Below are 26,999 nucleotides of genomic sequence, written 5' to 3' on the forward strand. Positions count from 1 at the left end.
CACTGTAAATATTCTTTCTTTATACGGACAAACTGTTGCGTTGCATGGGGTTGGAAAAAAAAAGCTTAAACGCAAAGACGTATGTTGTGTTTATAATTCACACTACTGGCTAATGACTAAAAACTAATGACTAAATTACTTATATCTAAAAATCTGATAATCTATTAAGGCAATCTTTGCCATGCTCGTTTCAATAATTTTAAAATTTGCCGTTTTCTCCGTTGCTTTAATTTTTTTCATCTATTTTTGTTATTATAAACGCAGAAACGCAACAACGCAAACTTCTTGTTATGAGAAGGTTATGATTTGCTTCAACGATTTGTGATGACCCAAAGAGATTTTCCTTATGATTATTCAATTAGCACTTTTAACAGCCGTAATTCTGCAACTTGGAGCTTTTTTCAAGACATTAGGCCTGATAAGAAAAACCCGTTTCAATGTATCCTGGATCACAATATCAATTGCTTTTTTCCTGATGGCCATCCGCAGAGTCAGCGAGTTATTAGACTTCACCCAAAATGCAGAACTGAGCAGGATTGACTTATTCAACACCTGGGTGGCTGTATTTATCTCTCTGTTGATGTTTGTTGCTTCGTTTTACATTCGAAGAATTTTTAATTTGCAGGAAGAAATTGACAAGATGCGAAAACAAAATGAAGCCCGGGTTTTATCGGCAATTATCGATACCGAAGAAAAAGAACGCCAGTTGTTTGCCAGAGAATTACACGATGGACTCGGCCCCATCTTATCATCGGTGAAAATGGCCTTTTCGGCCATCAACAAAGAAGAGATAGGTGATAAGAACAAGGTGATCATGGAAAGGACAGAAAAATCCGTTGACCATGCAGTGATGGCCGTCAGAGAAATTTCAAACAATCTGAGCCCCCATCTTTTGGACACATTTGGATTACTTAAAGCCATTCGTTCGTTTTACAATGCTATTGCCATTACTAAAAAACCTGAACTCGATGTTGAAAACTGCTTTATTCCGCCTAAACTCCCTAAAAACATTGAAGTTATTCTTTATCGCATCCTGTGCGAGTTGATAAACAATACCCTGAAACATGCAGACGCATCAAAAATCAACATTGTTATTTTTGAGCAGTCGGGAATCCTGGAACTTAATTACAGCGACGACGGTTGTGGCTTTGACCTAAAGCAAAAAAAACATCAGGGCAACGGATTGGATAACATCTCTTCCAGAGTGAAATCATTAAATGGAAAAGTTCAAATGCACAGCAAAAGCAATAATGGTTTTTTTATTAAAATAAATATCCCGCTATGACACTATATATTGTTGATGATCATCAGCTATTCCGTGAAGGACTCAAGTTTTTGTTGTCCGGATGGGATTTCATTTCAGAAATACATGAAGCCGAAAGCGGAGAAGCATTCTTAAATATGATGGACAAAACAGAACAGGCAATTGTCCTTATGGACATCGAACTTTCGGGTATTAATGGTATTGAAACAACTGAAAAATGTCTTCAACAACATCCCGAATGGAAAATCATTGCACTCTCCATGTATGGCAATGAAAACTACTATTCAGGCATGATTGACGCGGGGGCCAGTGGATTTCTTTTAAAAAATTCAAAACTGGAAGATGTTAAAAAGGCCATTTCGGAAGTAGCCGATGGCAATAATTATTTTTCTCCCGAAATCCTTTCCGGAATTATTCAAAACATCAACAAAAAGAAAAACGGCCCCAAAAACAGCGAGCTCACCGAAAGAGAAATTGAAGTGCTTTTCAATATTTGCAAAGGTCTTTCTAACCAGGAAATTGCAGAAACACTCAATGTAAGCAAAAGAACCATTGATAAGCACCGGGAGAACATATTGCTGAAGACCGACTCGTCCAACACGGCACAGATGGTAGTTTATGCTATAAAGAACAAAATTTTTGAAGTATAAAAAACGACTAAACGCAGAGACGCAAAAGCGCAAAGTTTTTATTATAGATCGTTAGATTTGCAGATATCTGCCTGTCTGCAGACAGGTTAGATGAATAAATGAGTGCAGTATAAAAAGCATATTTTTGTCAAAATCAAGGCGTTTTAAATTTTTGCACCGGAGTTAACTTATTGTTAATGAGGATTCAAAAATTTAAAACAACAACGAGTTTGGCAACAAAGATGCTTTTTAGATTGGGCTCATAAGTTTTCTACGTCTTTAAACGTATATCCCCGAATACGCTTTTGTACGGTTTTAAAGCAGCCGGGATTCAAACACTTTTGTCACCAAAATCCTATTATTTTAGCCATGCTGATTCCTTTTCTAATACCATTTGTCATTGCCATGTTTCTTGCAATAAACATGGGCGGTAGTGGCACAGCACCTTCTTTTTCGGCAGCCTATGGAACAAACTTGATAAAACAAAGTGCCATCCCGGGCTTGTTTGGGATCATGGTGTTTCTGGGCGCTATAATCGGTGGAAAAAACACAGCCTATACTGTAGGAAAAGGACTTATTCAACCGGAACTAATGACGTTCACCATCGTTTCCATAATTTTGATATCTGTAGCTTTCGCGCTTCTTATTGCCAACCTGTTCGGCATTCCCCAGTCAACCAGTCAGGCAACAGTGATGGCGGTCATTGCTCCGGCTGTATATTTCAACTCACTCAATACGCACAAACTTCTTTATGATGTTCTGCCCACCTGGTTTGTAATGCCGATATTCTCTTTTATCCTGGCATTTTTGATTGGTAAATACATCTACAAACCCATAAGAAAAAAAGGCTATACCATATCGAAAAAGTTAAATGACCATTTCATGTTTAAGGGTGGCATATTGATTATGTCGATGTATGTGGCTTTCGCAATCGGCACAAACAATGTTGCCAACGCGGCGGGCCCCATAGCCATGATGGCGGTGAACGAGCTAAATATCAGTGACGAGTATTTCCTTCAGGTACTGATTCTGGCCACGCTCATCGTTGCTCCCAGTTTTGGTATAGGAAGTTCCATTTTCGGAAAAAAGATACTTCAAAACACGGGCAAGGAAATTGTTCTTTTTGGCAAAGTTGAAGCCGTTATTATTGCATTTATTTCGGCATCACTATTATTATTAGCATCGCTGATAAAAGGAATCCCCACTTCGTTGGTACAATTAAATGTATCTGCCATAATTGGTATAGGCGTGGCCAAACTCGGAGGCAAAAATATTTTTTTCAAAACCGAAGTGAACCGCTTTTTCATTATGTGGATCATTGCACCCCTTATTGCTTTTCTGGTTTCTCTGTTACTGACATGGGGCGCTGACAGCTGGGGACTAATCAATATATAACCTTCTGAATCAAAACAACTTACCTGAATCAAAAGATCGTTAGATTTTAAGATGTAAATCACTACTGACCGAGTAAAATAAAATGGATCTAATGAAGTCCTGTATTTATGTGCGTTCTGAATACTTTTACACAGTTCAGAATTAGGTTCGCATCAAAGAAATTCCGTTAAGAAAATCAGCTTGTTTTTCGTAAAGAAACGAGCTTGCGAGTTCACCGAATGCCTTTGAAAGCAAACACGATAATGAGGTAAATCCGAATTGTTTGAGCGAAGCGAGTTTTCGGATTTTAGAAAAACAATCTGATTTTTAGGAATTTCTTTGCGCGACGGCATTTTTTAGCATAGCTGAATTTTGCTGCGTTCGGCATTGACACAAACAAGTTTGGTCACTGCTCTCACTTAACGCAAAATTTGTTTACTTTTTTTTGCTGTAGAATTGGAGCGAAGCGTAAATCGTGAACGCCTTATAATTTTTATCTCGTGAACAAAAAAAGTAAAAGCCCGCGCGGCTTGAGCGCAAAAAATTAAATGCTTTTTTGTCGGACAGCAGTGATTGTAAATAATTCAAATTCAGTCAGCAATTTTCGGTCAGGTTCTTCATACAATAATGCTTACCTATTTGATACTTGAGTGCAGTATAAAAAGCATATTTTTGTCAAAATCAAGGCGTTTTAAATTTTTGTTCCGGAGTTAACTTGTTGTTAATAAGGATGCAAAAATTTAAAACAACAACGAGTTTGGCAACAAAGATGCTTTTTATACCGTACTCATGTTTTAAATGAACAAATTTTTAAAATTAAGAACACGTTTTGAGATGAACCTTCAGTCAATAGTCAGTAGCACATGTTCTTTCCCTTCCATAAGTGTTAAAACGTAATCCAAAATTACGATTTAGAACTGTTTTCTTTAAAACAGATATGTTCCAATTTTGCCATATAATCAATAACAACAAACCATGGAGCAAATCAGGAACATTACGATTATTGGCGGCATTGATAAATCGGGGAAGCATGAAAATATCAAATGCTTCGATATCGCACAAGGTGAAATTATAGGCATTGTAGGCCCTACCGGAAGCGGGAAAAGTCAGCTGATTTCTGACATAGAACAGTTATCTCAAAAAGACAGTTCTACACATCGCCAGATATTAATTAACGGTGAAATCCCTACGTCTGAACTGCGTAACAACCCCCGACAAAAAATGGTAGCTCAGCTGTCTCAGAACATGAACTTCCTGGCCGACATGAATGTCAAGGATTTTCTTTTACTGCATGCACAATGTCGGGGAAAAAGCATGAAAAACATCGATAAAATTATCTACATGGCGAACCAGCTAACCGGTGAGCCAATAAAGCCCAATGATAATCTTACCATTTTAAGCGGGGGTCAAACACGTGCCCTGATGGTAGCCGATGTGGCAGTAATTAGTGAATCACCCATTGTATTGATTGATGAAATCGAAAATGCAGGGATCAAAAAACACGAAGCTCTTGAACTGCTTTCCGGATATAACAAACTCATACTCATTGTTACGCATGACCCGGTAATGGCTCTTAGTGCACAGAAAAGAATAATAATGAAAAACGGGGGAATGACAGACATTATTGATAGTTCTCCGGAAGAAAAAACAATTTCTTCGCAACTAAGCCAGGTTGATCAAACCATGCTTAAATTAAGAGAAATAATCCGGAATGGACAACATATCAAAGAAAAAGACATCAATCAGATATTTCCCGGGTCATCTGTCAATAAGGAAATAACAACATTGAACAATTATTAAAACTGATATATGAAGCTTGTAATTATTGCCGGAACACCAGGAGCAGGTAAAACATCTATATTAATCAACACGATAAAAATATTGAAAGGTACAAACACAAAACCCGCCGTTGTGAAAGTAGATTGTCTTGCCACGGACGATGATAAACGATTTGCCACTTTAGGAATACCAGTTCTTACCGGGCTGTCCCGTGATATGTGTCCAGATCATTTTTCAATCTATAATCTGGATGAAATGAAAAAATTTGCTGACACAAACAATGCCGATACACTTATCATGGAAACAGCCGGTCTTTGTCACCGATGCGCTCCCTATACAGATAATTGCCTTGGCATTTGTGTCATTGATTCTACAAGTGGACCTAACAATCCCGGAAAAACAGGTCCCTTCCTGAGTTGTGCCGATATTGTAGTTGTCACCAAAGGCGACATGATTTCGCAAGCCGAACGCGAAATATTCAGAGAAAAAATACTTGAAGCTAATCCCGGCTGCACAATTCTGGATGTCAATGGTCTTAATGGCCAGGGAGCCGCTGAACTGGCAAAGCACATCATGGCATCGGGTAAAAAAGTTACAAACGAAGAAAAACTCAGACACAATGCGCCTTTCTCTGTTTGTACACTATGTGTCGGTGAACAACGTGTAAGCAAAAAATACCATCGTGGATTACTTAGAAACATGAATGGTTTCCAGGAATATATCGGTGAATAGCTAACCCAAAAGTCAGACAAAAATTTATGCTGAAAAAAATAACAACCCTACTGCCGGATTTTAATTGCGGAAATTGCGGATACAGCCATTGTGAAGATTTTGCCGTATCTTTAATCAACGGAAAAGAAGAACCAGATGCCTGCCCCGTACTAAAGCGCCCGGCGTTTGCAGCCAATAAAACTTCTATTGAGAAGCTTATTCAGAAGCGAAATCGAGTTACCACCCATAATAATATTACTATTACCGGGGTTATTGATAATTACAGGGCCGATATTGTCCTCAAACCCCTGAAAAACGAAAAAAGCTGCCGGGAAACCCTTTTACCCTTATGTTCAATCGACCTGAAAACAGGAGATGTTATAAAATATCGCCCATTAGGTTGCCCGATAACACACATCGCCAAAATAGTTGAGCGCCAACACTCCCTCATTACCGTGGTAATTACAGGCCCGGATAATGATCGAAATATCGAAAACAACGCAATTACAGATGTTGGTATTTGTATGGTACTTGCATTTCAGGGCAGATACGAAGGTAAAATACTAAAAGTCGGCGAAACGATACGTTTCCTTCCACATCATTGCATGATGCAAAAAATTCATAGTGGTGTCGTTGTTCAACTTGAAAAAGAAAACGTAAGAATTGAAATTATCGACCTGAAAGTATGGGGAATGCCGGAAGTAAATACCACCACTTACGTAACATATTAATTAGTGCCCCCTGTCTATAAAACCGAAAAAAATTGTCCCAAATTATGTGTCGGTTCAGATGGTACTTTATGGATAGACACTAAATAAGTATTTTCACCTAAAAAAGATAGGTAAAAAGCCTGTTTTATATAACATCAGACAAACCCACTTTTGCTGAAAAAAATTTGAACTATGAGTAAATTATCTTCAGCAATCCGGTTTTCTTTTTTTCTGATATGCTTTGCTTTTCCTTTTAATAAAGCATTTTCTCAACTAAAAGTAGATGCGCACTATCGTCCGCGCTTCGAAGTGCGCAACGGGTATCGTGAATTGATTCCTAAAGACGCCGACCCTTCAATTATTGCCTCTCAACGCATGAGACTGTCACTGGTTTATGAAACGGAAAAACTGAAACTCAAATTTTCCCCGCAGGATGTGCGCGTATGGGGTGATGAAAACCTTACCAGTTCAACGGGAGTTTACGGCAATGATGCATCGCTGGATTTATTTGAAGGATATGTGGAACTCAAACCCACTGGCAATTTAAGTCTTTCTGTGGGTCGCCAGACTTTGGTTTATGATAACCAGAGATTACTGGCCGAACGCAACTGGAACCAAAACGGCCTGGCCTACGATGCCGTTGTATTGAAATGGAAACTTAACCAATGGAACCTGCATGCAGGAACCTCGTGGAACTCGCTAAAGGAAACAACATCCAATAATCTTTATCCGCCCGACAAAATTAAATCCCTCAATTTTTTGTGGCTGGAACATCAATTTTCCGACAAGCTTGATGTCTCATTTTTGCACATTGCTTCAGGGGTAACCGAAACCGATACCACCAATACCCTGAATTTCCGCCAAACCTCAGGTGCTTACCTCAATTATACCTCCAATGCATTAAACGCAAAATCAAATGCTTACTTTCAATATGGGAATAATGATGAAGGACAGAATGTCCGTGCTTTTCTTTTGGATGCCGATGTAGCTTTTAAAACTGGCCGTCTTTCCCCGGGACTTGGCATCAGCTATTTGTCGGGCAATGACGATGCCAGCGGAAGCACCGACCATTTGTTTGATGTTTTGTATGGAGCACGTCACCGTTTTTTTGGTCACATGGATTACTTCAGAAACATCCCTTCACATACCAAAGAAGGTGGACTGACAGACATCTACGGATATCTCAACCTGAAAATTTCTCCCAAAATAAATCTGAAAAATACCGGGCACTTCTTTTCCCTGGCACAAACCAACCAAAATACGCCGACAGACAAATACCTCGGGTACGAGAATGAGTTGGAATTCAAATACAATTTCAACGAATGGGGCTCTATAAAATCGGCATGGTTATTTTACCTGACCACCGATGCCTTTGAGCAGTTACAGAGAGTAAGCAGTCCGGCCTTTCCCCAATTTTTGTATGTGAGTCTTACTGTCGATACCAGTCTTTTTGAATAATACGTCTTTTTACCTACCTCATTTTAAGTAAAAATACTGACGTATATCTTCCCTCAAGCAAATAGTTTTGTAACAACAATAATTGCAGAAATCATGAAAAAAACGGCATTGTATTGTATCACACTACTGATTCTACTTTCAGCCTGTGTTTCAAAAAAAGAGAAAGAAAACACCCTTAGCTTTTCAGGAGCTTTCGCACTCTACCCTTTGGTTATAAAATGGGCAGAAGTATATAAAGAGGAAAACCCTGAAGTCCGTTTCAACATATCTGCCGGTGGGGCTGGCAAAGGGATGGCCGACGCTCTCGCAGGAACAGTAGATTTAGGAATGTTCTCACGGGAAATCACCCAGGCCGAAAAAGACAAAGGTGTATGGTGGGTCGGACTATGCAAAGATGCAGTATTTCCCACCATCAGCGCCGATCATCCATATCTTGAACAACTAAAAAAACGCGGATTGACCAGGAAGGAATTTAAGTCCATATTTATTGATGGAACCATTACCAACTGGAATGCGCTTTTGGAAAATACAGAACCCTTGCAGATACAGGTTTACACCAGGTCCGATGCCTGTGGTGCTGCCGGAACCTGGGCAAAATACCTGGACGGAAAGCAGGAAGACCTGAAAGGTGTGGGAATTCACGGGGATCCCGGCCTTGCCGAAGCTGTTAGCAAAGACCCCACAGCCATCGGATATAACAACACAGCTTTTATTTATGATATCAACACTGGCAGGAAACATCCGGGTATTGAAGTTGTTCCCATTGACCTGAATGAAAATGGCCGGATTGATCCGGAAGAAAATTTTTATGAGGAATTCGACAATGCGCTAAAAGCCATTGCCGACAAAGTTTATCCCTCGCCTCCTGCCCGCGAATTGTACTTCGTCGCCAAAGGGAAACCGGAAAAACAAACCACTCTGGATTTTATCAAGTGGACCTTGACATCAGGACAGGATTACGTGAAATCAGCCGGATATGTGCCTATTTCAGATGAAAAGCTTAAAGATTACCTGAAAAAAGTGAATTAAAAAATTCCTCGAAACAACCTGGAGGCAGGGAAAATTCTGTCACTTTACATATTAACATCAATTCACCAATGACAAGCAGAGAGTTACGATCAAAAATAACCGGCAACTGGATGCTTTCGACCCTGGCACTCATCCTCCTTTTTCCACTCCTGATTGGAGTGGCGCTGCTTATCAAATCCATTCCTCTGCTTAATGTCGACTCATTAACCAACCTTTTGTTTTCGGCTAACTGGGCACCCAGTAGCGGAAAGTTTGGTTTCTGGCCATTTATTTTCAGCTCATTATATGTAACGGTTTTGTCATTTATTTTCTCGGCCCCTTTATGCTTACTGGCAGCCATTTATCTCACCGAATTTGCATCCGAACGACTTATCAGGATAATGCATCCGGTCATTGACATACTGGCAGGCATTCCTTCAGTGATTTACGGCATGTGGGGAATTCTGGTCATTGTCCCTCTCGTGGGAGACTATCTGGCCCCTATGTTTGGGAAAAACTCGTCAGGGTATTCCATTCTGGCGGGAGGAATTGTTTTAGCCATCATGTGCATTCCATATATGCTGAATATGCTGATAGAAACCTTCAAGTCGGTTCCGTACGGCCTCAAAGAGGCCGGTTTTTCACTGGGAGCTACACACTGGGAAACCATAAAGCACATTGTTATCAGGAAAAGCAGGCCGGGCATCATCTCAGCTTTCGGACTGGGTATGGCTAAAGCTTTCGGGGAAACACTTGCAGTGATGATGGTGGTAGGAAATATTGCCCGTATTACCGCTAATCCATTCGAGGCGGGATATCCGCTTCCGGCCCTGATAGCCAATAATTACGGTGAAATGCTTTCCATTCCGCTATACGACTCGGCCCTTATGTTCGCTGCACTGGTTCTTTTTGTTGTGGTGTTATTGATCAACATTGTCTTCCGGTACCTTATTATAGCCAGCAATCCGGAAAAAGGATAAAACCAGTCAAAAAAATCCTGTCATGCAGAAAAGAAAAAATGTAGAAGAAAGAGTATTCAAAATACTGACCGGAGTGGCTTGCTACTCTCTGATAGGCATACTCGGCTACATCATTTTCATCATCTTCAACAAAGGGTTCGGCTCTCTTACCCTGGAGATGATAACGCAATTACCCTCAGGAGGCTATTACTACGGCGGCGAAGGAGGTGTGTTAAATGCCATTGTCGGTTCGCTTTATATTGCAGGAGGGGCCACAGTGATAGCCATTATTCTTGGCGTTCCTGCAGCCCTTTATATCAATTCACACCTCATCCGTTACAAACGGACTCAAAATACCGTCAGATACATTCTGGATTCCCTGTGGGGAGTCCCCTCTATCGTTTACGGTGCTTTTGGCTTCACGTTAATGATCTGGCTTGGAATGAGTGCTTCATTACTTGCCGGAATCATAACCGTGGCCCTTTTGATTACCCCGATTGTAATCCGGTCTTTCGACGAGGTCCTCAGCACAATCCCTATAGGTCTGCAGGAAGCCGCCCTTTCGTTGGGTTCCACCAAGTCACAAACGGCTTTTAAAGTACTCCTGAAGCAGGGATTTTCAGGATTAGTTACAGCCATTCTTCTGGCGTTCGGAAGAGGCATTGGGGATGCAGCATCGGTTCTATTTACAGCAGGATATACCGATTTGATACCCACCAACCTGGATGAACCGGCAGCTACCCTGCCATTATCCATTTTTTTCCAGCTTAGCTCCCCCATTCCGGCGGTACGGGAACGCGCTTATGCCGCAGCAGCTATCCTTACCATAATCATTTTAATTATCAGTCTGTCTGCCCGGTATTTTGCCAAACAATATTCAAAAGAAAACTTAAAATAAAGGGAAAATGCACACACTTATAAAAGAAAATCCCGACACATTTATGGAATCAAATGCTGTCCGAAAAACAGAAACCGAATCAGCCATTTCCATAAAAAACCTGAATGTATACGCGGGAAATCACCATATCCTGAACAACATCAATCTTGAAATTCCCAAAAACAAAGTTACTGTTTTATTGGGGCCGTCGGGTTGCGGAAAAACCACCTTGCTCAAATCACTGAACAAGCTAACCGATCTTTACAGAGAATTGAAGGTGTCGGGAAGTGTTTTTATCGGACAGGACGATATTCTTAATTCCAATCACAACGTGCCGGCAATTAGACAAAAAATGGGACTGCTCTCTCAAAAACCCTATCCCCTGCCTGTTTCCATTTTTAAAAATGTTGCTTACGGTATAAAACTGAAAGGCGTGAAAGATAAAAAACTCATCGCATGGAATGTTGAGCAAAAGTTGAAAGAAGTGGGCTTATGGAACGAAGTAAAAGACCGCCTTCATTCATCTGCCGACAGTTTATCCATCGGTCAGCAACAACGCCTTTGCCTGGCCCGGGGACTTGCCGTTAAGCCACAAATTATCCTGGCTGATGAACCTACTTCTGCTTTAGACCCTGTGTCGAGCAAAATTATTGAAGACCGCTTCAGGGAACTGAAAAAGCATTATACCATTGTGATTGTTACTCATATTCTCCGGCAAGCTCAGCGCCTGGCCGACAATGTGGTTTTTATGCACTATGGAAAAATTATTGAACAGGGAGCACCGGAAACCGTAATAAAAAATCCGCAAAGTCCTCAATTGAAAGAATATCTTGTGGATGGATTTTGACATTTTGGGACAACCGCCAAAATCCTAAGAAACTCAAATATTAATCCTCACCACACTGACCAGGGAAAGCGGTGTTCGTTATCGCTCGTCGGCAAGTTTAATGCCAGCCCGTGCGGTCTTTTTAACACTCCTGTTTTATTAATATTTCCACCTATTGGCCAACGCTACAAGCGACAGCATCACCGGAACTTCAACCAGTACCCCCACCACGGTTACAAGTGCCGCAGGCGATTGCAGGCCAAACAATGAAATAGCCACTGCCACAGCCAATTCAAAAAAATTGCTGGCCCCGATCATGGCAGCCGGGGAACATATCGAATGTGGCAACTTCAACTTTTTCCCGGCAAACCAGGTGATGAAAAAGATGAAATAAGTCTGAATAATAAGCGGAACAGCTGCCAATAAAATAATAAGCGGATTATTCACAATATTTTGTCCCTGAAAAGCAAAAAGCAAAACCAGCGTTACCAGAAGCGCAATAATGCTAACAGGCTTGAGTTTTGGCAAAAAAACATTCTTAAACCATTCTTCACCACGTCGTTTTAACAGAATTTTTTGGGTGATTACACCAGCCACAAGAGGAATAACGACAAATGTTACAATGCTTGCAATTAGCGTGTTGTAAGGGATGGAAATATTGGTAATTCCCAGCAGCAGCCCAACAATGGGCACAAAAGCCACCAAAATAATCAGATCGTTTATGGAAACCTGTACCAACGTATAGTTGGGATCGCCGTTGGTCAGATACGACCACACAAATACCATGGCCGTACAAGGGGCAGCTCCCAGAATAATGGCGCCGGCAATGTATTCCCCGGCCATCCCGGGATCAATCCACGCCTGGTAAAGTTGTGAAAAAAATAACCAGGCAAAAAAGGCCATGGTAAAAGGTTTTATAAGCCAGTTGACAATCAATGTTAATATCACGCCTTTGGGGCGTTTCCCGATTTTTTTGATACTCGAGAAATCGACCTGCAACATCATAGGGTAGATCATCAACCAGATGAGAATGGCAACCGGAATGTTGACTTTGGCTATTTCCAGACTGCTGATAACTTCAATGGAATCGCCGGCCAGATGACCGATGCCGATTCCTCCGAGAATGCCAAGGGCTACCCAGAGGGTGAGGTATTTTTCGAAGAAACCTATCTTTCTTTTTTCCGTGTTCATAAAATGATATTTAAACGCAAAGACGCTAAGCAGAGTTAATTTGATATTTATTAATATATAGATTGTCAGATTTTTAGATATAAGATATAAGATGATTCATGTTTTATTGAAAATATGCATTTCCCAAAGAGTGTAGTATAAAAAGCCTTCAAACTTCTGATTTTTACCATTTTTACCCCTGACCCCTAAAGTGGAACTGCTAAAAATCAGCAGTTTGAAAAAGTCACCTTTAGGGGATTTAGGGGTCAAAAGGCTTTTTAGACTGCACTCATCAAAACAACCTGTTACATATAACCAGTTGAATTTAAAGTGTTTGTAAAACTATAACGGACTATTTTGGTAATATTAATAACTATCCCATCTTCTCAGCAAATAACGTAATGCTGAAAATTCCGTTTCCCGATTGCTTAAACTCTTCCAGCTCCTCAGGACTGATATGATTCAACAGTGTTTCATCCGACAGGACGATTTCTTTTTCCTTCTGAACTGCTATATTAGAAAAACCTTGCTGTTCAACAATGGAAATGTATTCATTCTTGTCGATAGCTCCTGAGACACAGCCGGCATACATCTCAGCATCTTTCTTCAGTCCTTCGGGCAGGTTCCCAACAATCACCACATCAGAAATTGAAAAATGACCACCAGGTTTCAGCACCCTGAAAATCTCCGAAAAGGCCTTTTGCTTGTCAGGTACCAGGTTTAACACACAGTTGCTGATGACCACATCAAATGATGCATCAGGCAGTGGCATCTCTTCAATATCACCTTGTATAAATTCTATGTTCTTAAAACCTGTCTTCTCCAGATTCTTGTTGGCCTTTTTGATCATCGCTTCGGTAAAGTCCAGGCCTGTCACTTTTCCTGCATCACCGGTTTGAGTTCTGGCTACAAAGCAGTCATTACCGGCACCACTTCCCAGGTCTAACACATGGTCGCCTTCTTTTATTCCTGCAAACTCTGTGGGCAGTCCACAGCCCAAACCAAGGTCAGCGTCTTTGTTGTAACCTTGCTGCCCGGAGTAATCGTCACTGAAAATGCTATAATCCACCGAAGAGCAACAGGTGTCACCCCCACAGCATGACTTCTGTCCTTTAGCTATCTGCCCGTATTTGTCCTGAACAATCAGTTTTAAATCTTGTGGTTTTGGTTTCATTGGTATATAATTTATTTAAGTTATTGGTGGAATAGAACTCATCCTGCTGGTGCGGATTTTTAATCCGCACCTCCTTAATAGTGGATTTCTAATCCACCGTTAACTTCCGATTATTTTAATCCGTATAAAATTTATTTATTAAGGTCGAATAGAACTCGCATGCAAGGACTTATACATATTCTGTAGTGACACTTTTGTCATGTTCATTTCATCTTAAATCTAAAAATCTGATAATCTATTAAGACAAACTTTGTCATGCGTTTCATAAAATTAATTTTAAAATAAATGAGTGCGGTATAAAAAGCATATTTTTGTCAAAATCAAGGCGTTTTAAATTTTTGTACCGGAGTTAACTCGTTGTTAATGAGGATGCAAAAATTTAAAACAACAACGAGTTTGGCAACAAAGATGCTTTTTAGACCGGGCTCATAATTCGATTTGAAAATACCTCAAACTACCGCTTAAGTCCTGATAATGTTCAAATTATAATTCGGGTTCAATTTCTTCTTTGTAAAATTTAGAAAAAGCATCTTTTATCTCGTCACGTACACGTATGTATTCGCTCCATATAAACTCATCACTGCCGGTGGCATCTGAAGGGTCATCAAATCCCATGTGTAAACGATGCTTTACTTTGCCCATAAATACAGGGCAGTTTTCGTTAGCCCCACCACAAACGGTGATAACGTAATCCCACTCATCGCCCAGATATTGATCCACCGGATCAGAAGTATGGTGACTGATATCAATCCCGATCTCTTTCATGGCTTTTACAGCATGGGGGTTGAGTTTCCCTGATGCTTCGGTTCCGGCCGAACGCACATAAAGATCTTTGTTGAACGATTGCATGAAACCATGCGCCATTTGGCTGCGACAACTGTTGCCGGTGCATAAAATGAGTATTTTCATGGCATTGGTTTTCAGTAGTTAGTTTTTAGTTTTTAGTTTTTAGTAATTTGCTTTTAGATGATCAGTTAAATTCAGGTTCATTATATGATTCAATATTCTGCTAAAATTTTACAATATCTGGTAATTATATATAGTCAACGACATAATAAAAACAAATTCTCATATTAAAAACATTGCGTCTGTTTTTATGCCTTTTTAACCATCTATGATTGCAGTATAAAAGCCTTCAAACTGCTGATTTTTACCATTTTTACCTCTGACCCCTAAAAGAGAACTGCTAAAAATCAGCAGTTTGAAAAAGTCCCCTTTAGGGGATTTAGGGGTCAAAAGGCTTTTTAGACTGCACTCATCTATTGCTCTAACAGACTTTTGTTCTAATAGAAACTACCGAAAATAAGTCCTGAAGCAGTAGCCATTACCACAACCAGTGAGATATATACCAAAGTTTTTTGCGTTCCCATCACTCCGCGAATAACCAGCATATTTGGCAATGACAAAGACGGGCCGGCCAACAGCAATGCCAATGCCGGACCTTTTCCCATTCCGGCAGCCATCAGTCCCTGAAGAATGGGAACTTCAGTCAGGGTGGCAAAATACATGAATGCGCCTACAATTGAAGCAAAAAAGTTAGAAAATACAGAATTACCGCCAACGAGCGACGTAATCAGGTTTTCGGGAATAATCCCGGCCATTGCAGTGTCGCCATGTGTAGAGCCAAGTAAAAATCCGGCCGCCATAACCCCAATTGCCAAAAGCGGCATAATTTGTTTGGTAAAATCCCAGGCCGACAATGTCCACTCCCGGTTTTCATCATGTTTTTTATCAGTAAGGGTAATAATACTCAAAGCTGCGATACCAACAACCATTGGCACAAGCGGAGAAGCTGCGAAAAATGCTGACGCTGCGGTAACAATTGCCCCAAGAACCACATACTGCCATTTCAGTTTTAAAATAAAAATGAGTGAGAAAACCAATAAGACAGAAAACAAAGAAGTAAGGTACCACTTATTGACCCACAACCAGTAAAATCCGCCACTGGTCACGTCGTCACCCGGTTTTCCCCAATTGGCAAAAACCAATATCAGCACCAGAGTAAAAAAGTGAATAGCGGTTTGCCACATGGGTCGCGCTTCAGGCACATCCGGAAAGTTCAACTGCTCTTCGCGTTTGGCTTTTTCCTCTTTACGATAAATGAGCGACATAGCTGAACCAATAACCACTGCAAAAACAACAGCTCCAATGATTCGGGCAATGCCCATCTCAATCCCTAAAATTCGGGCGGTAAGAATAATGGCCAGAATATTTATGGCAGGACCGCTGTACAAAAAAGCAATGGCAGGCCCCAGACCAGCACCCCGCCTATGGATACTGGAAAAAAGCGGCAGAATGGTGCAACTGCAAACCGCCAGAATGGTTCCGGAAACGGATGCCACCGAGTAGGCCACCCACTTTTTTGCCCTGGCACCAAAATACTTCATCACCGCACCCTGACTGACGAATACGGCTATAACTCCGGCAATAAAAAAGGCAGGCAACAAACATAGAATAACATGCTCCCGTGCATACCACCTGGTCAGATCGAAGGTGGCCATAATGGCTTCCTGAAAACGCGCACTTTCCAATGGCATGAAAAAGGCAAAAAGGAATATTGCGATTATCCAGCCTAATATTTTTAATTCTTTTTTTAGTTCCATTATTGTATTGAGTTCTGGGTTCTGAGTTCTGAGTTTTGGGTTTTGGGTTCTGAGTTTTGGGTTTTGGGTTCTGGGTTTTGGGTTCTGAGTCTGGGTTTCCGGGTTCCGGGCTTTGTTAATTGGTTCCCTGTTTCTCATTGCTTGCTAAGAATATGTAAAATCTGTGGTGCCCCTCAACCTCAACCTCAACCTCAACCTCAACCTCAACCTATAACTCCCAGTCATTCGTAAAAATACGAACAATATAAATTAAAAAAAGGGATGCCCCGTCTTACAGCAATAACAAAACCGTATAATAAACCCCCACACCGATAAACAAAACAGCGACTACCCCGCGAAACCAAAATTCAAAAGTCTTCAGTTTGTTGTATGCACTGCCTATCGATCCCACCGAAAATGCAATAAGCCAGGCAAAAATGATGACAGGAATACCGGTTCCGAGAGCAAAAATGATTGGTAAATAAAGTCCGCTCACACTTGAAACAGTCATGGGAATAAGCATACCAAAATAGAGTACGCCGCTGTAAGGACAAAATGCCAGTGCAAATACAATTCCCAGCAGCAAAACACCAAGGAAACCTTTTCCCGACTGATCCTGCATTTTATCAGAAATAGAACCAATACCGGGAATCTTAATATTAATAACACCGAGCATCAGAAGACCTATAATAATAAGCAACGGGCCAATTATTTTTTCGCCCCATTCCTGAATAAAACCGGCAACCTTAAACTGACTGGCTCCGAAAAAAAACAGCAATCCGATTGCGGTATATGAAACACTTCGACCAAGTGTATAAATCAATCCATTAATAAAAACCTGCTTCTGGCTCTCCATATCTTTACTGATAAACCCGATGGCAGTAATGTTCGTAGCCAAAGGACAAGGGCTGATGGCAGTCATCAGCCCGAGCAAAAAGGCGGTCAGAAACGGAACCTCGGTATTTTCAAGCAGATTTTGTAAGAATTCCATGAAAGAACTTTTTTACAACGATTCGATGGTTTCTTCGATTTTGCTTTTCAGTTTGTCCGGATTAGTCCGTGCATTCATAAAGGCATAATTGGTGAGATTTTCCGCCTTATCACCTTTTATAATGAGCAAAGTCTGACCACTAACATTGTGTTTTTCTATCAACGGATGATTCTTTTTCTCTTCGAGGTTGATGGATTCAAAAGAAACGGCATCGCCATACTTTTCAGCCAGAGCTTCTTTTGTAACTTTTTCAACGGCCTGACAGGTGGCACATCGCCGTGTAGCATGGAAATAATAAACTTTAACGTCCGATGCTTTGGTTACTTCTTCTTGTTGACTTTGGCTGCTGTCGCTTTTTTGGGCAGATGAATTGCAGCATTGTGCTGTCACCGAAACCACTGCAAGCAACATAAAAAAGGTAAGTGTACTTAGTGCTTTCTTCATAATCGTTGTTATTTAAAATTCAAGATTATGTTTTTCAATAACATTATGTACTCAGCTCAGCATCTTCTTCAACGCATCATAAGAAGGCACATTTCCTTTGACGACAATTCTGCCGTCTACAATCAGTGCCGGAGTCTTCGCAACATTATATTGCATAATTTCCATGATGTCCTCCACCTTTGAAATATTGGCATCAATTCCCAGTTCTTCTACCGCGTCACGGGTCAGTTTTTCAAGGGTTCTGCACTTTGGGCACCCTGTGCCCAATACTTTTATATCCATAGTTTTTTGTTTTACATAAACGCTAATAGTTCGTAGTTCGTAAAATCACGAACAAATATATAAAAAATCAAAGCGACCAAAAATCTTTAAACAATTTTTTGGCTTCTTCCCAATTCTCGCTGTTAACACAATACTTAATCCGGGGCGCTTCAATCTGCCCCTGAATCAGTCCGCTCTCTTTCAGTTCTTTAAGGTGTTGAGATAAAGTTGATTTTGCAATGGGAAGCTCCTGCGAAAGATCGCCACTGTAACAACACGATTGGCTGGACAGCAACTGCATAATATAAACTCTTACCGGATGCCCGAGTGCTTTAGCGTAACGAGCCATCTTTTGCTGCTCTTTTGAAGGAACGATTTGTTTAATTCCTTGTATTTTCATGTTTAATGGTCACTTCATTTTTTGAGACTTTGTGCGGTAAACATTTCACAAATTTATCAAACAAATCCGATTTGGTAATATATTGAATGGAATCAATCCAAATACCTTCCGTTTTTATTTCTATCAACCCGAAATAATCTAAAAACCGATTAAACGTTCTTAATGAATAACATTTTGCTGCATATTCATCCAATGAGCCATACGATGACTCAATAACATCCATTAATCTGGGAAATGCTTCAAAGTATTTCCCGGCATAAAAAAAATCCCGGTGTTCTTTGTTTCCGTACTTCGACAAAAGAATCAATGTAAATCCGTAACCAAGTTGTCCTATGCTATTATCGCCATATCCATCAAAGTATGCCCAGTTTAATTTGGTTCCGAATACTTCAAAAAGGGTTCTCAGCAATTTATCATTGTCTGATACTAATTTTTCACCATTCTTTGTCAGACTCATTTTCCCGTTTCTTTTCTTCACAATTCCTGAAAGTTCCACCAATAATCTTGTCAGATGAACGGTCATAGAATCCTTTTCCTTATACAACTTCACAATTCCTTTTTCTATGGGATAATCGGTAAGATATCCCTGTCCATATAAGTCTGATACAACTTTTACAGGCAGAAAACCCTTCGTAGTAAGCTTAAGTTCTCCCTTTCTGGAAATAACATCCGCCAAATATTTGATTTGATTAAGTATAGGTATCTTCCTATATTCATCGTCTGATAATTTTTGCAATTGAATGGGACTTTTCGGGCCAAATGTAAAATGCAATATCTGATGCATTTCATTAGGAGAATAACCTTCAAATTCAGGAATCGGACTGTTGTTTCTCTCAAACATTATTTTGTCCAATTGTTTTTGTATGTCGCTTAAGTCCATGATTGAATTGTTTAAAAATATGAGCCCGCTATATGTTGCCAAACTTAAATATATTTTCGAAACACTCAAATTTTGAGCCTGTCCCTAAAAGGAGCTATTTGACAAGTCTTGGTAAATTTGAAAAAACAAAGCTTCAATGCTCATTTTATGCACCTGTTCATTTCTTTGAATGCTCACAACAATGTTAGAAAAAGATTAACTGTTTTCCAAAACTAAAATCGATGTATTCATCCGTTTATAATTCACACTACTGACTAAAAACTAATGACTAAATTACTTATATCTAAAAATCTGATAATCTATTACGGCAATCTTTGTCATGCTCGTTTCATTCCTAAAAGTCTCTTTTTTCCCATATTTGTAATCACACAACTAACATAAACAGATTACAAAGGCTCAATAACTCACACTTATTCGATATGAAACTTTTCAAATTATTGTCAGTACTTCCACTGATGCTCGTTTTTGTTTCGGAAGCCGATGCTTCCTATAGGACTAAAATCACCGTTGCCAAAGACGGAAGTGGCGACTACACTTCGCTTCAGGAGGCGATTTATGACACGAAAGCGTTTCCCGACAAACGCATCACCATTTACGTGAAGAAAGGGACCTACAAAGAAAAAGTGAATATCCCGGCTTTCAACACTCACCTTTCAATCATTGGAGAGGACCCGGAAAAAACCATCATTACCTGGGACGATCATTTTAAAAAGATTGACAAGGGGCGCAACAGCACATTTTACACTTACACGATGAAAGTGGAAGCCAACGATTTCTATGCAGAGAATCTGACCATTCAAAACACGGCAGGAGATGTGGGGCAAGCCGTGGCCCTTCACTTAACAGGCGACAGGGTTGTATTCCGAAATTGCCGCATACTCGGACACCAGGATACCTTTTATGGTGCGGGGGAAAGCAGCCGCCAATACTTTAGCCAGTGCTATTTTGAAGGAACAACCGACTTTATTTTTGGAGATGCCACCGTATTGTTCGAAGATTGTGAAATCCACAGCCTGGCCAATTCATACATTACAGCCGCCAGCACACCTGCATGGAAAGATTTCGGCTTTGTTTTCCTGGATTGCAATCTTACTGCCGGTGAAGCGGTTAAGGAGGTATATCTGGGCAGGCCATGGCGCGATTATGCCAAAGTAGCATTCCTGAATTGTTATATGGGCAATCACATTCATCCTCAGGGCTGGGCAAACTGGAAAGGCACAGACCGTGACCGGACCGCCAACTTTTCTGAATACGGAAATACCGGCCCTGGCTCCAAACTAAGCAACAGAATTACCTGGATGCATCGTCTGACAGATGAGCAGGCGCAGCAATATAAAATTGAAATCATACTGGCTACCGTCTGCAACAAAGAGGCAGGCCTTGAAATGTGGATATCCAGAAGAGCTGAGAGTGAATAATCATCCGGCACTTCGGGAATAAATATTTAACACAGCAAATGGTACTTTATGGACTGATACCACTTAGCCTGCTTTTGAATTTGAAAGCGGTTGCCCGCATGTCTCAAAGTTTTTGTATTTTCGCAGCTTTAATAATGGCATAATAAGCGAATTGAGTCTGTCCCTGAAGGAGCTGTTTTCGACAAGGTCGAAGCACAAGAATTTTTGAAATGGTGAGTGCGGTATAAAAAGCATATTTTTGTCAAAATCAAGGCGTTTTAAATTTTTGTACCGGAGTTAACTCATTGTTAATGAGGATGCAAAAATTTAAAACAACACTGAGTTTGGCAACAAAGATGCTTTTTAGACCGGGCTCAATGGTATTTTATGGACAGACACTAAATACTATATAGATAACACCATGGAGTACAATTTTAAAGAGATCGAAAAAAAGTGGCAAAAATACTGGAAAGACCAGAAAACCTATAAGGTTGATATTGACAAAAACCGGCCAAAATACTATGTTCTTGACATGTTTCCCTACCCTTCGGGAGCAGGGTTACACGTGGGACATCCGCTGGGATATATAGCATCCGATATTTTCAGCCGGTACAAAAGATCTTCCGGATTTAATGTACTTCACCCCATGGGATACGATGCTTATGGCCTCCCGGCCGAACAGTATGCTATTCAAACCGGACAACATCCGGCGATAACCACCGAAAACAATATTAAAAGATACCGTGAACAGCTCGACAAAATAGGTTTCTCTTATGACTGGGACCGTGAAGTAAAAACCTGTGATCCCAAATACTATCACTGGACCCAGTGGGCTTTTATTAAAATGTTCCATCACTATTACGACAAAAAAGCCGATAAAGCACTGCCAATTGAAGAACTGATTAATAAATTTAATACTTCCGGTACAAAGGATGTAGATGCTGCATGTTCTCAATCGCTCAGTTTTTCTGCCGAAGAGTGGAAAAAAATGAGCGAGAAAGAACAACAGGAAGTACTGCTTAATTATCGCATTGCCTACCTGGCAGATACGATGGTAAACTGGTGCCCGGCACTCGGAACTGTATTGGCCAACGATGAAGTAAAGGATGGAGTGTCTCTTCGTGGAGGCCACCCGGTCGAACAAAAAGTGATGCGCCAGTGGTCACTCAGAGTTTCTGCTTATGCAGAACGATTGCTCAAAGGCCTGGACACTATTGACTGGACAGAATCGCTCAAAGAAATCCAGAAGAACTGGATAGGCCGCTCCGAAGGTGCTGAAATGGTTTTCCCCGTAAAAAATTCAGATGTGGAAATGAAAATTTTCACCACCCGGCCCGACACAGTATTCGGGGTCACTTTTATGGTACTGGCCCCTGAAAGTGAATTGGTTGATAAAATAGTTACGTCCGACAAAAAAGCCGAAGTTGACCAATATATTAAGGATGCCAGGAAACGCACCGAAAGGGAAAGAATGTCGGAAGTAAAAAAAATGACCGGCGTTTTTACAGGAGCTTATGCCATTAATCCGCTGAACAATGAAGAAGTTCCCGTATGGGTGAGTGACTATGTCCTGGCCGGTTACGGAACAGGAGCCATTATGGCGGTTCCGGCACACGACAGTCGCGATTTTGCTTTTGCCCGCACCTTTGATCTGCCCATCGTTCAGGTTGTCGTTCCCCGGGGAGAAGAGCCCGGCGATATAAACAAATGGGACGATGCAAAAGATTCCAAAGAAGGCTACATGATCAATTCAGGATTCCTGAATGATCTGAATGTTCCCGAAGCCATCGTAAAGATCAACGAATACATCCGCGAAAAAGGCCTTGGTGAAGTAAAAGTAAATTACCGCCTCCGCGATGCTATTTTCAGCCGTCAACGTTATTGGGGCGAACCATTCCCCATTTATTACAAGGACGGAATGCCCTACACGCTTGATGAGTCGGAACTTCCCCTTGAACTTCCGGATGTTGACAAATATCTGCCCACCGACAAAGGTGAGCCGCCGCTGGGGCGCGCCAAAAACTGGAAAACCAAAGAAGGATATCCCCTTGAATTAAACACCATGCCCGGCTTTGCCGGATCATCAGCCTATTACCTGCGCTACATGGACCCCCATAATGATCAGATGCTGGTCAGCCCCGAAGCCAACCAGTACTGGCAGAATGTTGACCTCTATATCGGTGGTACCGAACATGCAACAGGACATCTCATCTACTCCCGTTTCTGGAACAAGTTCCTTTACGACCTTGGGTTGGTTTGCAAACCGGAACCTTTCCGGAAGCTCATCAACCAGGGAATGATACAGGGGCGATCCAATTTTGTTTACAGAATCAAAGGGACCAATACCTTTGTGTCTTACAACCTTAAAAATGATTATGATGTTACTCCCATTCACGTGGATGTAAATATCGTACATAACGATATCCTCGATATCGATGCCTTCAAAAAATGGAATCCCGAGTACAAAGATGCCGAATTCATCCTCGAGGAAGGCGATAAATATGTATGCGGATGGGCGGTTGAAAAAATGTCTAAATCAATGTTCAACGTGGTTAATCCCGACGACATCATTGAGCAATACGGTGCTGACACCCTTCGCCTCTATGAAATGTTCCTTGGCCCCCTGGAGCAATCCAAACCCTGGGATACCAACGGCATTGACGGTGTACATAAATTCCTTCGCAAAACCTGGAGACTCTTTACCGACCGGGATGATAACGTACTCGTAACCGACGAGACACCTTCAAAAGCAGAGCTTAAAGTATTGCACCGAACCATTTCAAAAGTCACTGACGATATCGAGCGCTTTTCCTTTAATACCTGTGTCAGCGCTTTCATGATATGTGTTAACGAACTCAGCGACCTGAAATGCCATAAACGGGCCATCCTGGAGCCGCTGCTGGTTCTTCTTTCGCCATTTGCTCCACACATGACGGAAGAACTCTGGCACTTATCGGGACACAACGATTCAATTGTTGATGCTACCTGGCCTGAAGCAGAAGAAAACTATCTGAAAGATGACACCGTGATCTACCCTGTTTCTTTCAACGGCAAAATGCGGTTTAAACTGGAAATGCCTGCCGGAGCAGACCATGCTGAAATAGAAAAAGCCGCCCTGGAACATGAGGGGGCCGCCAAATGGATAGAAGGAAAAACCATCCGAAAAGTGATTATTGTTCCAGGCAAGATCATAAACATTGTTGTGTCGTAAAAATGAATCACGCAAGTTCAATTAGACCAACAACTTAAACTAATTTCATGCTAATGAATAGAGAATACCTCTGGAAAGAGATTCGATCTTATATAATCATCACGACCGGTTTAGCAATGGGTTCCATAGGCTGGACCGGGTTCATTATCCCCAGTGAGATTGTAGGTGGCGGTCTCACCGGTATTTCCAGTATTCTCTTTTTCCTTTTCGACATAGATGTGGGTTTAAGCAGCCTTTTGATCAATGCTGCCCTTATTCTCATTGCCATAAAATCTATTGGCGCCTCGTTTGGAATAAAAACCATTTATAGTGTCGTTGTATTTTCAGGCTTTCTCTCTTTCTTTAGCAACATATTCACCAGCGAACCCCTCGTAGGCGAAAAGATGATGGCAGCCTTAACCGGCGGCATTTTAAGCGGAATTGGCGGAGGACTTGTCTTTTCCTACGGTGGAAGTGCCGGCGGTACCGACATTATTGCCAGTATCATCAACAAATATTACAACATCAGCATGGGCCGACTTCTGCTGGCAATGGATGCCATCATAATAGTGTCGGCCTACCCTATCTTCCGTTCCATAGAAACCATGGTTTATGGCTTTATGACCATGGCTGTTATTGCTTATGCCATCGACCTGGTAATTTCGGGTAACAAACAAACCGTACAGTTCTTTATTTTTTCCAGAAAACATAAAGAACTTGCCGAACAAATTGTCTATACCGGGAAAAAAGGACTCACTATTATTCCGGCTATTGGCGGTTATACGGGAGAAGAAATTAAAGTACTTATGGTTTATGCACGAAAAAAAGAGTCATCCATAATATTCCGAATTATAAAAAGTGTCGATCCTGAGGCATTCATTACAATGGGTAATGTAATGGGCATTTTCGGAGAAGGGTACGACCGTTTAAAAATACGTGAGAAGAAACGTAAGCCCCTGACCCAAATTGAAGCAGAATTAACCGACCGAAATTGAACCAGGGAAAAAAGCATGAAGAAAAAGTACATAATCGGCCTTATCGTATTATCCATTCTGGGCTTCTCAACATTTTGGTGTTATCGCCATTTCAGTGGTATCACAACGCCTGACACTGCATTACTTATGGATACCATCAACCTTGAAGTTATTCCTCCCCCGCCTCCCGAAAAATTATACGGAATAGAAAAAGATTCTTTCATTATCGAAAACGGAGTAGTTCGTTATGCACAAAACCTTGCCACAATACTGTCTGAACACAACGTCGATTATTCCGTGATACATAACCTGGCACAGGCATCGAAGACTGTTTTCGATGTGAGGAAGATGAAAGCAGGCAACCCTTACACCATTTTTTTTCGACGAAAAAGACTCTCTGAAAATACCGGTATGGTTTGTTTACGAAATCGATCCCATTGAATATATGGTCATGTCACTTCGCGGAGACACAATTATTTATCGCGACCGTAAAGAGGTGACGTATAAAAGGAAAACGACGGTAGGTGTTATCGAAACCTCTTTATGGAATACCATTTCTGACAACGCCCTAAATCCAAATCTCGCACTCGATCTTTCCGATATTTTTGCCTGGACAGTTGACTTCTTCGGGCTGGAAAAGGGCGACCATTTTACGGTAATCTATGACGAACAATATGTTGACAGTATCTCCATAGGTATTGGCCCCATACATGCCGCCTACTTTCACCACAGGGGTAATCCTTTTTACGCCTTTCGTTATGAGCAGGATAGTGTGATGAGTTTCTTTGATGAAAAAGGCGAAAGCCTGAGAAAAGCGTTTCTGAAAGCACCACTTAAATTTTCGCGCATCAGCAGCAGATTTAGCCACAGTCGTTTGCATCCCGTGCTAAAAATCAGACGTCCTCATCACGGGGTTGATTATGCCGCTGCAGCAGGCACACCCGTCTATGCTCTGGGTGATGGTCGCATCACCCATAAAGGCTGGGATACCAAAGGAGGCGGAAATTACATAAAAATTCGTCACAACAGTGTTTACACCACTGTTTACATGCACCTTTCGGGGTTTGCCAAAGGGGTCAGGAAAAACATGATGGTAACTCAGGGGCAGCTTATCGGCTATGTCGGTTCAACAGGTCTTGCAACTGGCCCGCACCTCGATTTCAGGGTTTACAAAAACGGAAAAGCCATTGACCCCCTCACCATTGAAGCACCACCGGTAGATCCTGTTAAAGAAGAACAACTGCCTGAATATCTGGAATACATTAAACCCTGGAAACAAAAGCTCGACAGCCTTACCAGAGCACACTTTTTCAACCGGGACTCTGCCGCTTCTCAAGAATCCGGGCAATCACCCGCGGATAGTGTTCATACTCCAGCCGGTGAACCCGCTCTGCCAGAGTCTCAGGAGTATCCCCTTCCAGTACCGGACAACGTGCCTGAAAGATGATATCACCATCATCGTATTTGTCGTTCACATAATGAATGGTGATACCGGATTCTTTTTCGCCGTTTTCAATTACCGCCCTGTGCACGTGCCGCCCGTACATGCCTTTACCCCCGTATTTAGGCAGTAAGGCCGGATGAATATTAATGATCCGGCCGGGAAAAGCTTCAACAATTTTTTGGGGTACAAGCCAGAGAAAACCTGCCAGTACAATCAAATCGGGAGATAATTCCTTCAAAAAATAAAGCACCTTATCCGAATGAAAAAACATCTCTTTGTCAAACACTTTTGTTTTGATATTCAGTTTTTTTGCCCGTTGAAGAACCCCGGCATCCGAACGATTGGACAAAATATACGAAACTTTAACCCCGGGGCGGTTTTTAAAAAAAAGAGCAATATTTTCGGCGTTGGAGCCGGCTCCGGAAGCAAACAAAACAATATTCTTCATTCCCAAATTTTTATCTTACAAAATTTTAGTACTTTTGCCCCGTTAAAAT

General features: G+C 41.3%; 25 protein-coding genes and 1 pseudogene. 16 read left to right on the forward strand and 10 right to left on the reverse strand.

The annotated features are described in order from the left end of the window. The first annotated feature begins 346 nt into the window (after positions 1 to 346). From ATH1_RS0111125 to ATH1_RS0111175, 11 genes are all read left to right on the forward strand, one after another. A complete protein-coding gene (locus ATH1_RS0111125) occupies positions 347 to 1,285 on the forward strand; it encodes a sensor histidine kinase (protein WP_010421595.1) in 939 nt (312 codons plus the stop codon). Continuing rightward, complete coding sequence (locus tag ATH1_RS0111130; RefSeq protein ID WP_010421596.1) at positions 1,282 to 1,914, forward strand: response regulator; 633 nt, start codon at positions 1,282 to 1,284, stop codon at positions 1,912 to 1,914. Before ATH1_RS0111125 ends, ATH1_RS0111130 begins: the two co-directional genes overlap by 4 nt. Before the next feature lie 348 nt (positions 1,915 to 2,262). Continuing rightward, positions 2,263 to 3,288 carry an inorganic phosphate transporter gene (locus ATH1_RS0111135; RefSeq protein ID WP_010421598.1) on the forward strand — a complete coding sequence of 342 codons (1,026 nt, stop codon included), beginning with the start codon at positions 2,263 to 2,265 and terminating at the stop codon, positions 3,286 to 3,288. A gap of 954 nt (positions 3,289 to 4,242) precedes the next feature. After that, on the forward strand, positions 4,243 to 5,067 hold the full coding sequence (locus ATH1_RS0111140; protein ID WP_010421601.1) for an ATP-binding cassette domain-containing protein: 825 nt from the start codon (positions 4,243 to 4,245) through the stop codon (positions 5,065 to 5,067). Positions 5,068 to 5,076: 9 nt separating this feature from the next. Continuing rightward, positions 5,077 to 5,778 carry a GTP-binding protein gene (locus tag ATH1_RS0111145; RefSeq protein ID WP_010421602.1) on the forward strand — a complete coding sequence of 234 codons (702 nt, stop codon included), beginning with the start codon at positions 5,077 to 5,079 and terminating at the stop codon, positions 5,776 to 5,778. Positions 5,779 to 5,804: 26 nt separating this feature from the next. Beyond that, entirely contained in the window at positions 5,805 to 6,488 is a 684-nt protein-coding gene (locus ATH1_RS0111150) for a (Fe-S)-binding protein (protein WP_010421604.1), read from the forward strand. A 171-nt stretch (positions 6,489 to 6,659) separates the two neighbouring features. Continuing rightward, positions 6,660 to 7,925 carry an alginate export family protein gene (locus tag ATH1_RS0111155; RefSeq protein WP_010421606.1) on the forward strand — a complete coding sequence of 422 codons (1,266 nt, stop codon included), beginning with the start codon at positions 6,660 to 6,662 and terminating at the stop codon, positions 7,923 to 7,925. Between the two features lie 93 nt (positions 7,926 to 8,018). Next, positions 8,019 to 8,954 (forward strand): PstS family phosphate ABC transporter substrate-binding protein, encoded by a 936-nt coding sequence (locus tag ATH1_RS0111160; protein WP_010421608.1) that lies wholly within the window; start codon positions 8,019 to 8,021, stop codon positions 8,952 to 8,954. A gap of 68 nt (positions 8,955 to 9,022) precedes the next feature. Then, on the forward strand, positions 9,023 to 9,913 hold the full coding sequence (gene pstC / locus ATH1_RS0111165) for a phosphate ABC transporter permease subunit PstC (protein WP_029164091.1): 891 nt from the start codon (positions 9,023 to 9,025) through the stop codon (positions 9,911 to 9,913). Between the two features lie 22 nt (positions 9,914 to 9,935). Continuing rightward, positions 9,936 to 10,790, forward strand: coding sequence for a phosphate ABC transporter permease PstA (gene pstA / locus ATH1_RS0111170; protein WP_010421612.1), 855 nt, complete (start codon positions 9,936 to 9,938; stop codon positions 10,788 to 10,790). 7 nt (positions 10,791 to 10,797) lie between these two features. Next, complete coding sequence (locus ATH1_RS0111175; protein ID WP_010421615.1) at positions 10,798 to 11,616, forward strand: phosphate ABC transporter ATP-binding protein; 819 nt, start codon at positions 10,798 to 10,800, stop codon at positions 11,614 to 11,616. Positions 11,617 to 11,754: 138 nt separating this feature from the next. Here ATH1_RS0111175 and arsB read toward each other — a convergent pair whose 3' ends face one another. The 9 genes from arsB to ATH1_RS19370 all read right to left on the reverse strand — a co-directional run bounded on the left by arsB (position 11,755) and on the right by ATH1_RS19370 (position 19,497). Further along, on the reverse strand, positions 11,755 to 12,786 hold the full coding sequence (gene arsB / locus ATH1_RS0111180) for an ACR3 family arsenite efflux transporter (RefSeq protein WP_010421618.1): 1,032 nt from the start codon (positions 12,784 to 12,786) through the stop codon (positions 11,755 to 11,757). 352 nt (positions 12,787 to 13,138) lie between these two features. Continuing rightward, on the reverse strand, positions 13,139 to 13,939 hold the full coding sequence (locus ATH1_RS0111185; protein WP_010421620.1) for an arsenite methyltransferase: 801 nt from the start codon (positions 13,937 to 13,939) through the stop codon (positions 13,139 to 13,141). A gap of 483 nt (positions 13,940 to 14,422) precedes the next feature. Continuing rightward, positions 14,423 to 14,848 (reverse strand): arsenate reductase ArsC, encoded by a 426-nt coding sequence (locus ATH1_RS0111190; protein ID WP_010421621.1) that lies wholly within the window; start codon positions 14,846 to 14,848, stop codon positions 14,423 to 14,425. Positions 14,849 to 15,222: 374 nt separating this feature from the next. Continuing rightward, on the reverse strand, positions 15,223 to 16,542 hold the full coding sequence (locus tag ATH1_RS0111195) for a permease (protein WP_029164092.1): 1,320 nt from the start codon (positions 16,540 to 16,542) through the stop codon (positions 15,223 to 15,225). 271 nt (positions 16,543 to 16,813) lie between these two features. Beyond that, on the reverse strand, positions 16,814 to 17,512 hold the full coding sequence (locus ATH1_RS0111200; RefSeq protein ID WP_010421625.1) for an aromatic aminobenezylarsenical efflux permease ArsG family transporter: 699 nt from the start codon (positions 17,510 to 17,512) through the stop codon (positions 16,814 to 16,816). Between the two features lie 12 nt (positions 17,513 to 17,524). Further along, a complete protein-coding gene (locus ATH1_RS0111205) occupies positions 17,525 to 17,956 on the reverse strand; it encodes a nitrophenyl compound nitroreductase subunit ArsF family protein (RefSeq protein ID WP_010421629.1) in 432 nt (143 codons plus the stop codon). A 51-nt stretch (positions 17,957 to 18,007) separates the two neighbouring features. Continuing rightward, complete coding sequence (locus ATH1_RS0111210; RefSeq protein ID WP_010421632.1) at positions 18,008 to 18,238, reverse strand: thioredoxin family protein; 231 nt, start codon at positions 18,236 to 18,238, stop codon at positions 18,008 to 18,010. Positions 18,239 to 18,305: 67 nt separating this feature from the next. Next, complete coding sequence (locus tag ATH1_RS0111215; protein WP_010421635.1) at positions 18,306 to 18,617, reverse strand: ArsR/SmtB family transcription factor; 312 nt, start codon at positions 18,615 to 18,617, stop codon at positions 18,306 to 18,308. Further along, a complete protein-coding gene (locus tag ATH1_RS19370) occupies positions 18,598 to 19,497 on the reverse strand; it encodes a hypothetical protein (RefSeq protein WP_044115194.1) in 900 nt (299 codons plus the stop codon). The genes ATH1_RS0111215 and ATH1_RS19370 overlap by 20 nt, the downstream gene beginning before the upstream one ends. 419 nt (positions 19,498 to 19,916) lie before the next feature. Between ATH1_RS19370 and ATH1_RS19375 the strand changes: the two genes are divergently transcribed. The 5 genes and pseudogenes from ATH1_RS19375 to ATH1_RS22245 all read left to right on the forward strand — a co-directional run. Then, positions 19,917 to 20,915 carry a pectinesterase family protein gene (locus tag ATH1_RS19375; RefSeq protein ID WP_010421640.1) on the forward strand — a complete coding sequence of 333 codons (999 nt, stop codon included), beginning with the start codon at positions 19,917 to 19,919 and terminating at the stop codon, positions 20,913 to 20,915. A 400-nt stretch (positions 20,916 to 21,315) separates the two neighbouring features. After that, the gene (leuS, locus tag ATH1_RS0111230; protein WP_010421643.1) at positions 21,316 to 24,105 is read left to right on the forward strand and encodes a leucine--tRNA ligase; all 2,790 of its coding nucleotides are present in this window, start codon (positions 21,316 to 21,318) and stop codon (positions 24,103 to 24,105) included. A 53-nt stretch (positions 24,106 to 24,158) separates the two neighbouring features. Next, positions 24,159 to 25,079, forward strand: coding sequence for a YitT family protein (locus ATH1_RS0111235; RefSeq protein ID WP_010421645.1), 921 nt, complete (start codon positions 24,159 to 24,161; stop codon positions 25,077 to 25,079). 15 nt (positions 25,080 to 25,094) lie between these two features. Then, entirely contained in the window at positions 25,095 to 25,499 is a 405-nt protein-coding gene (locus ATH1_RS22240; RefSeq protein ID WP_010421648.1) for a hypothetical protein, read from the forward strand. Positions 25,500 to 25,509: 10 nt separating this feature from the next. Beyond that, positions 25,510 to 26,193 (forward strand): annotated as a pseudogene (locus ATH1_RS22245) (peptidoglycan DD-metalloendopeptidase family protein); the annotation flags it as partial. 175 nt (positions 26,194 to 26,368) lie between these two features. Here the strand turns inward: ATH1_RS22245 and purN are convergent. Further along, complete coding sequence (purN, locus tag ATH1_RS20595) at positions 26,369 to 26,950, reverse strand: phosphoribosylglycinamide formyltransferase (RefSeq protein ID WP_010421653.1); 582 nt, start codon at positions 26,948 to 26,950, stop codon at positions 26,369 to 26,371. Between the last annotated feature and the right edge of the window lie 49 nt (positions 26,951 to 26,999).

This window comes from Anaerophaga thermohalophila DSM 12881 (assembly GCF_000191885.1).
GTDB lineage: Bacteria > Bacteroidota > Bacteroidia > Bacteroidales > Marinilabiliaceae > Anaerophaga > Anaerophaga thermohalophila.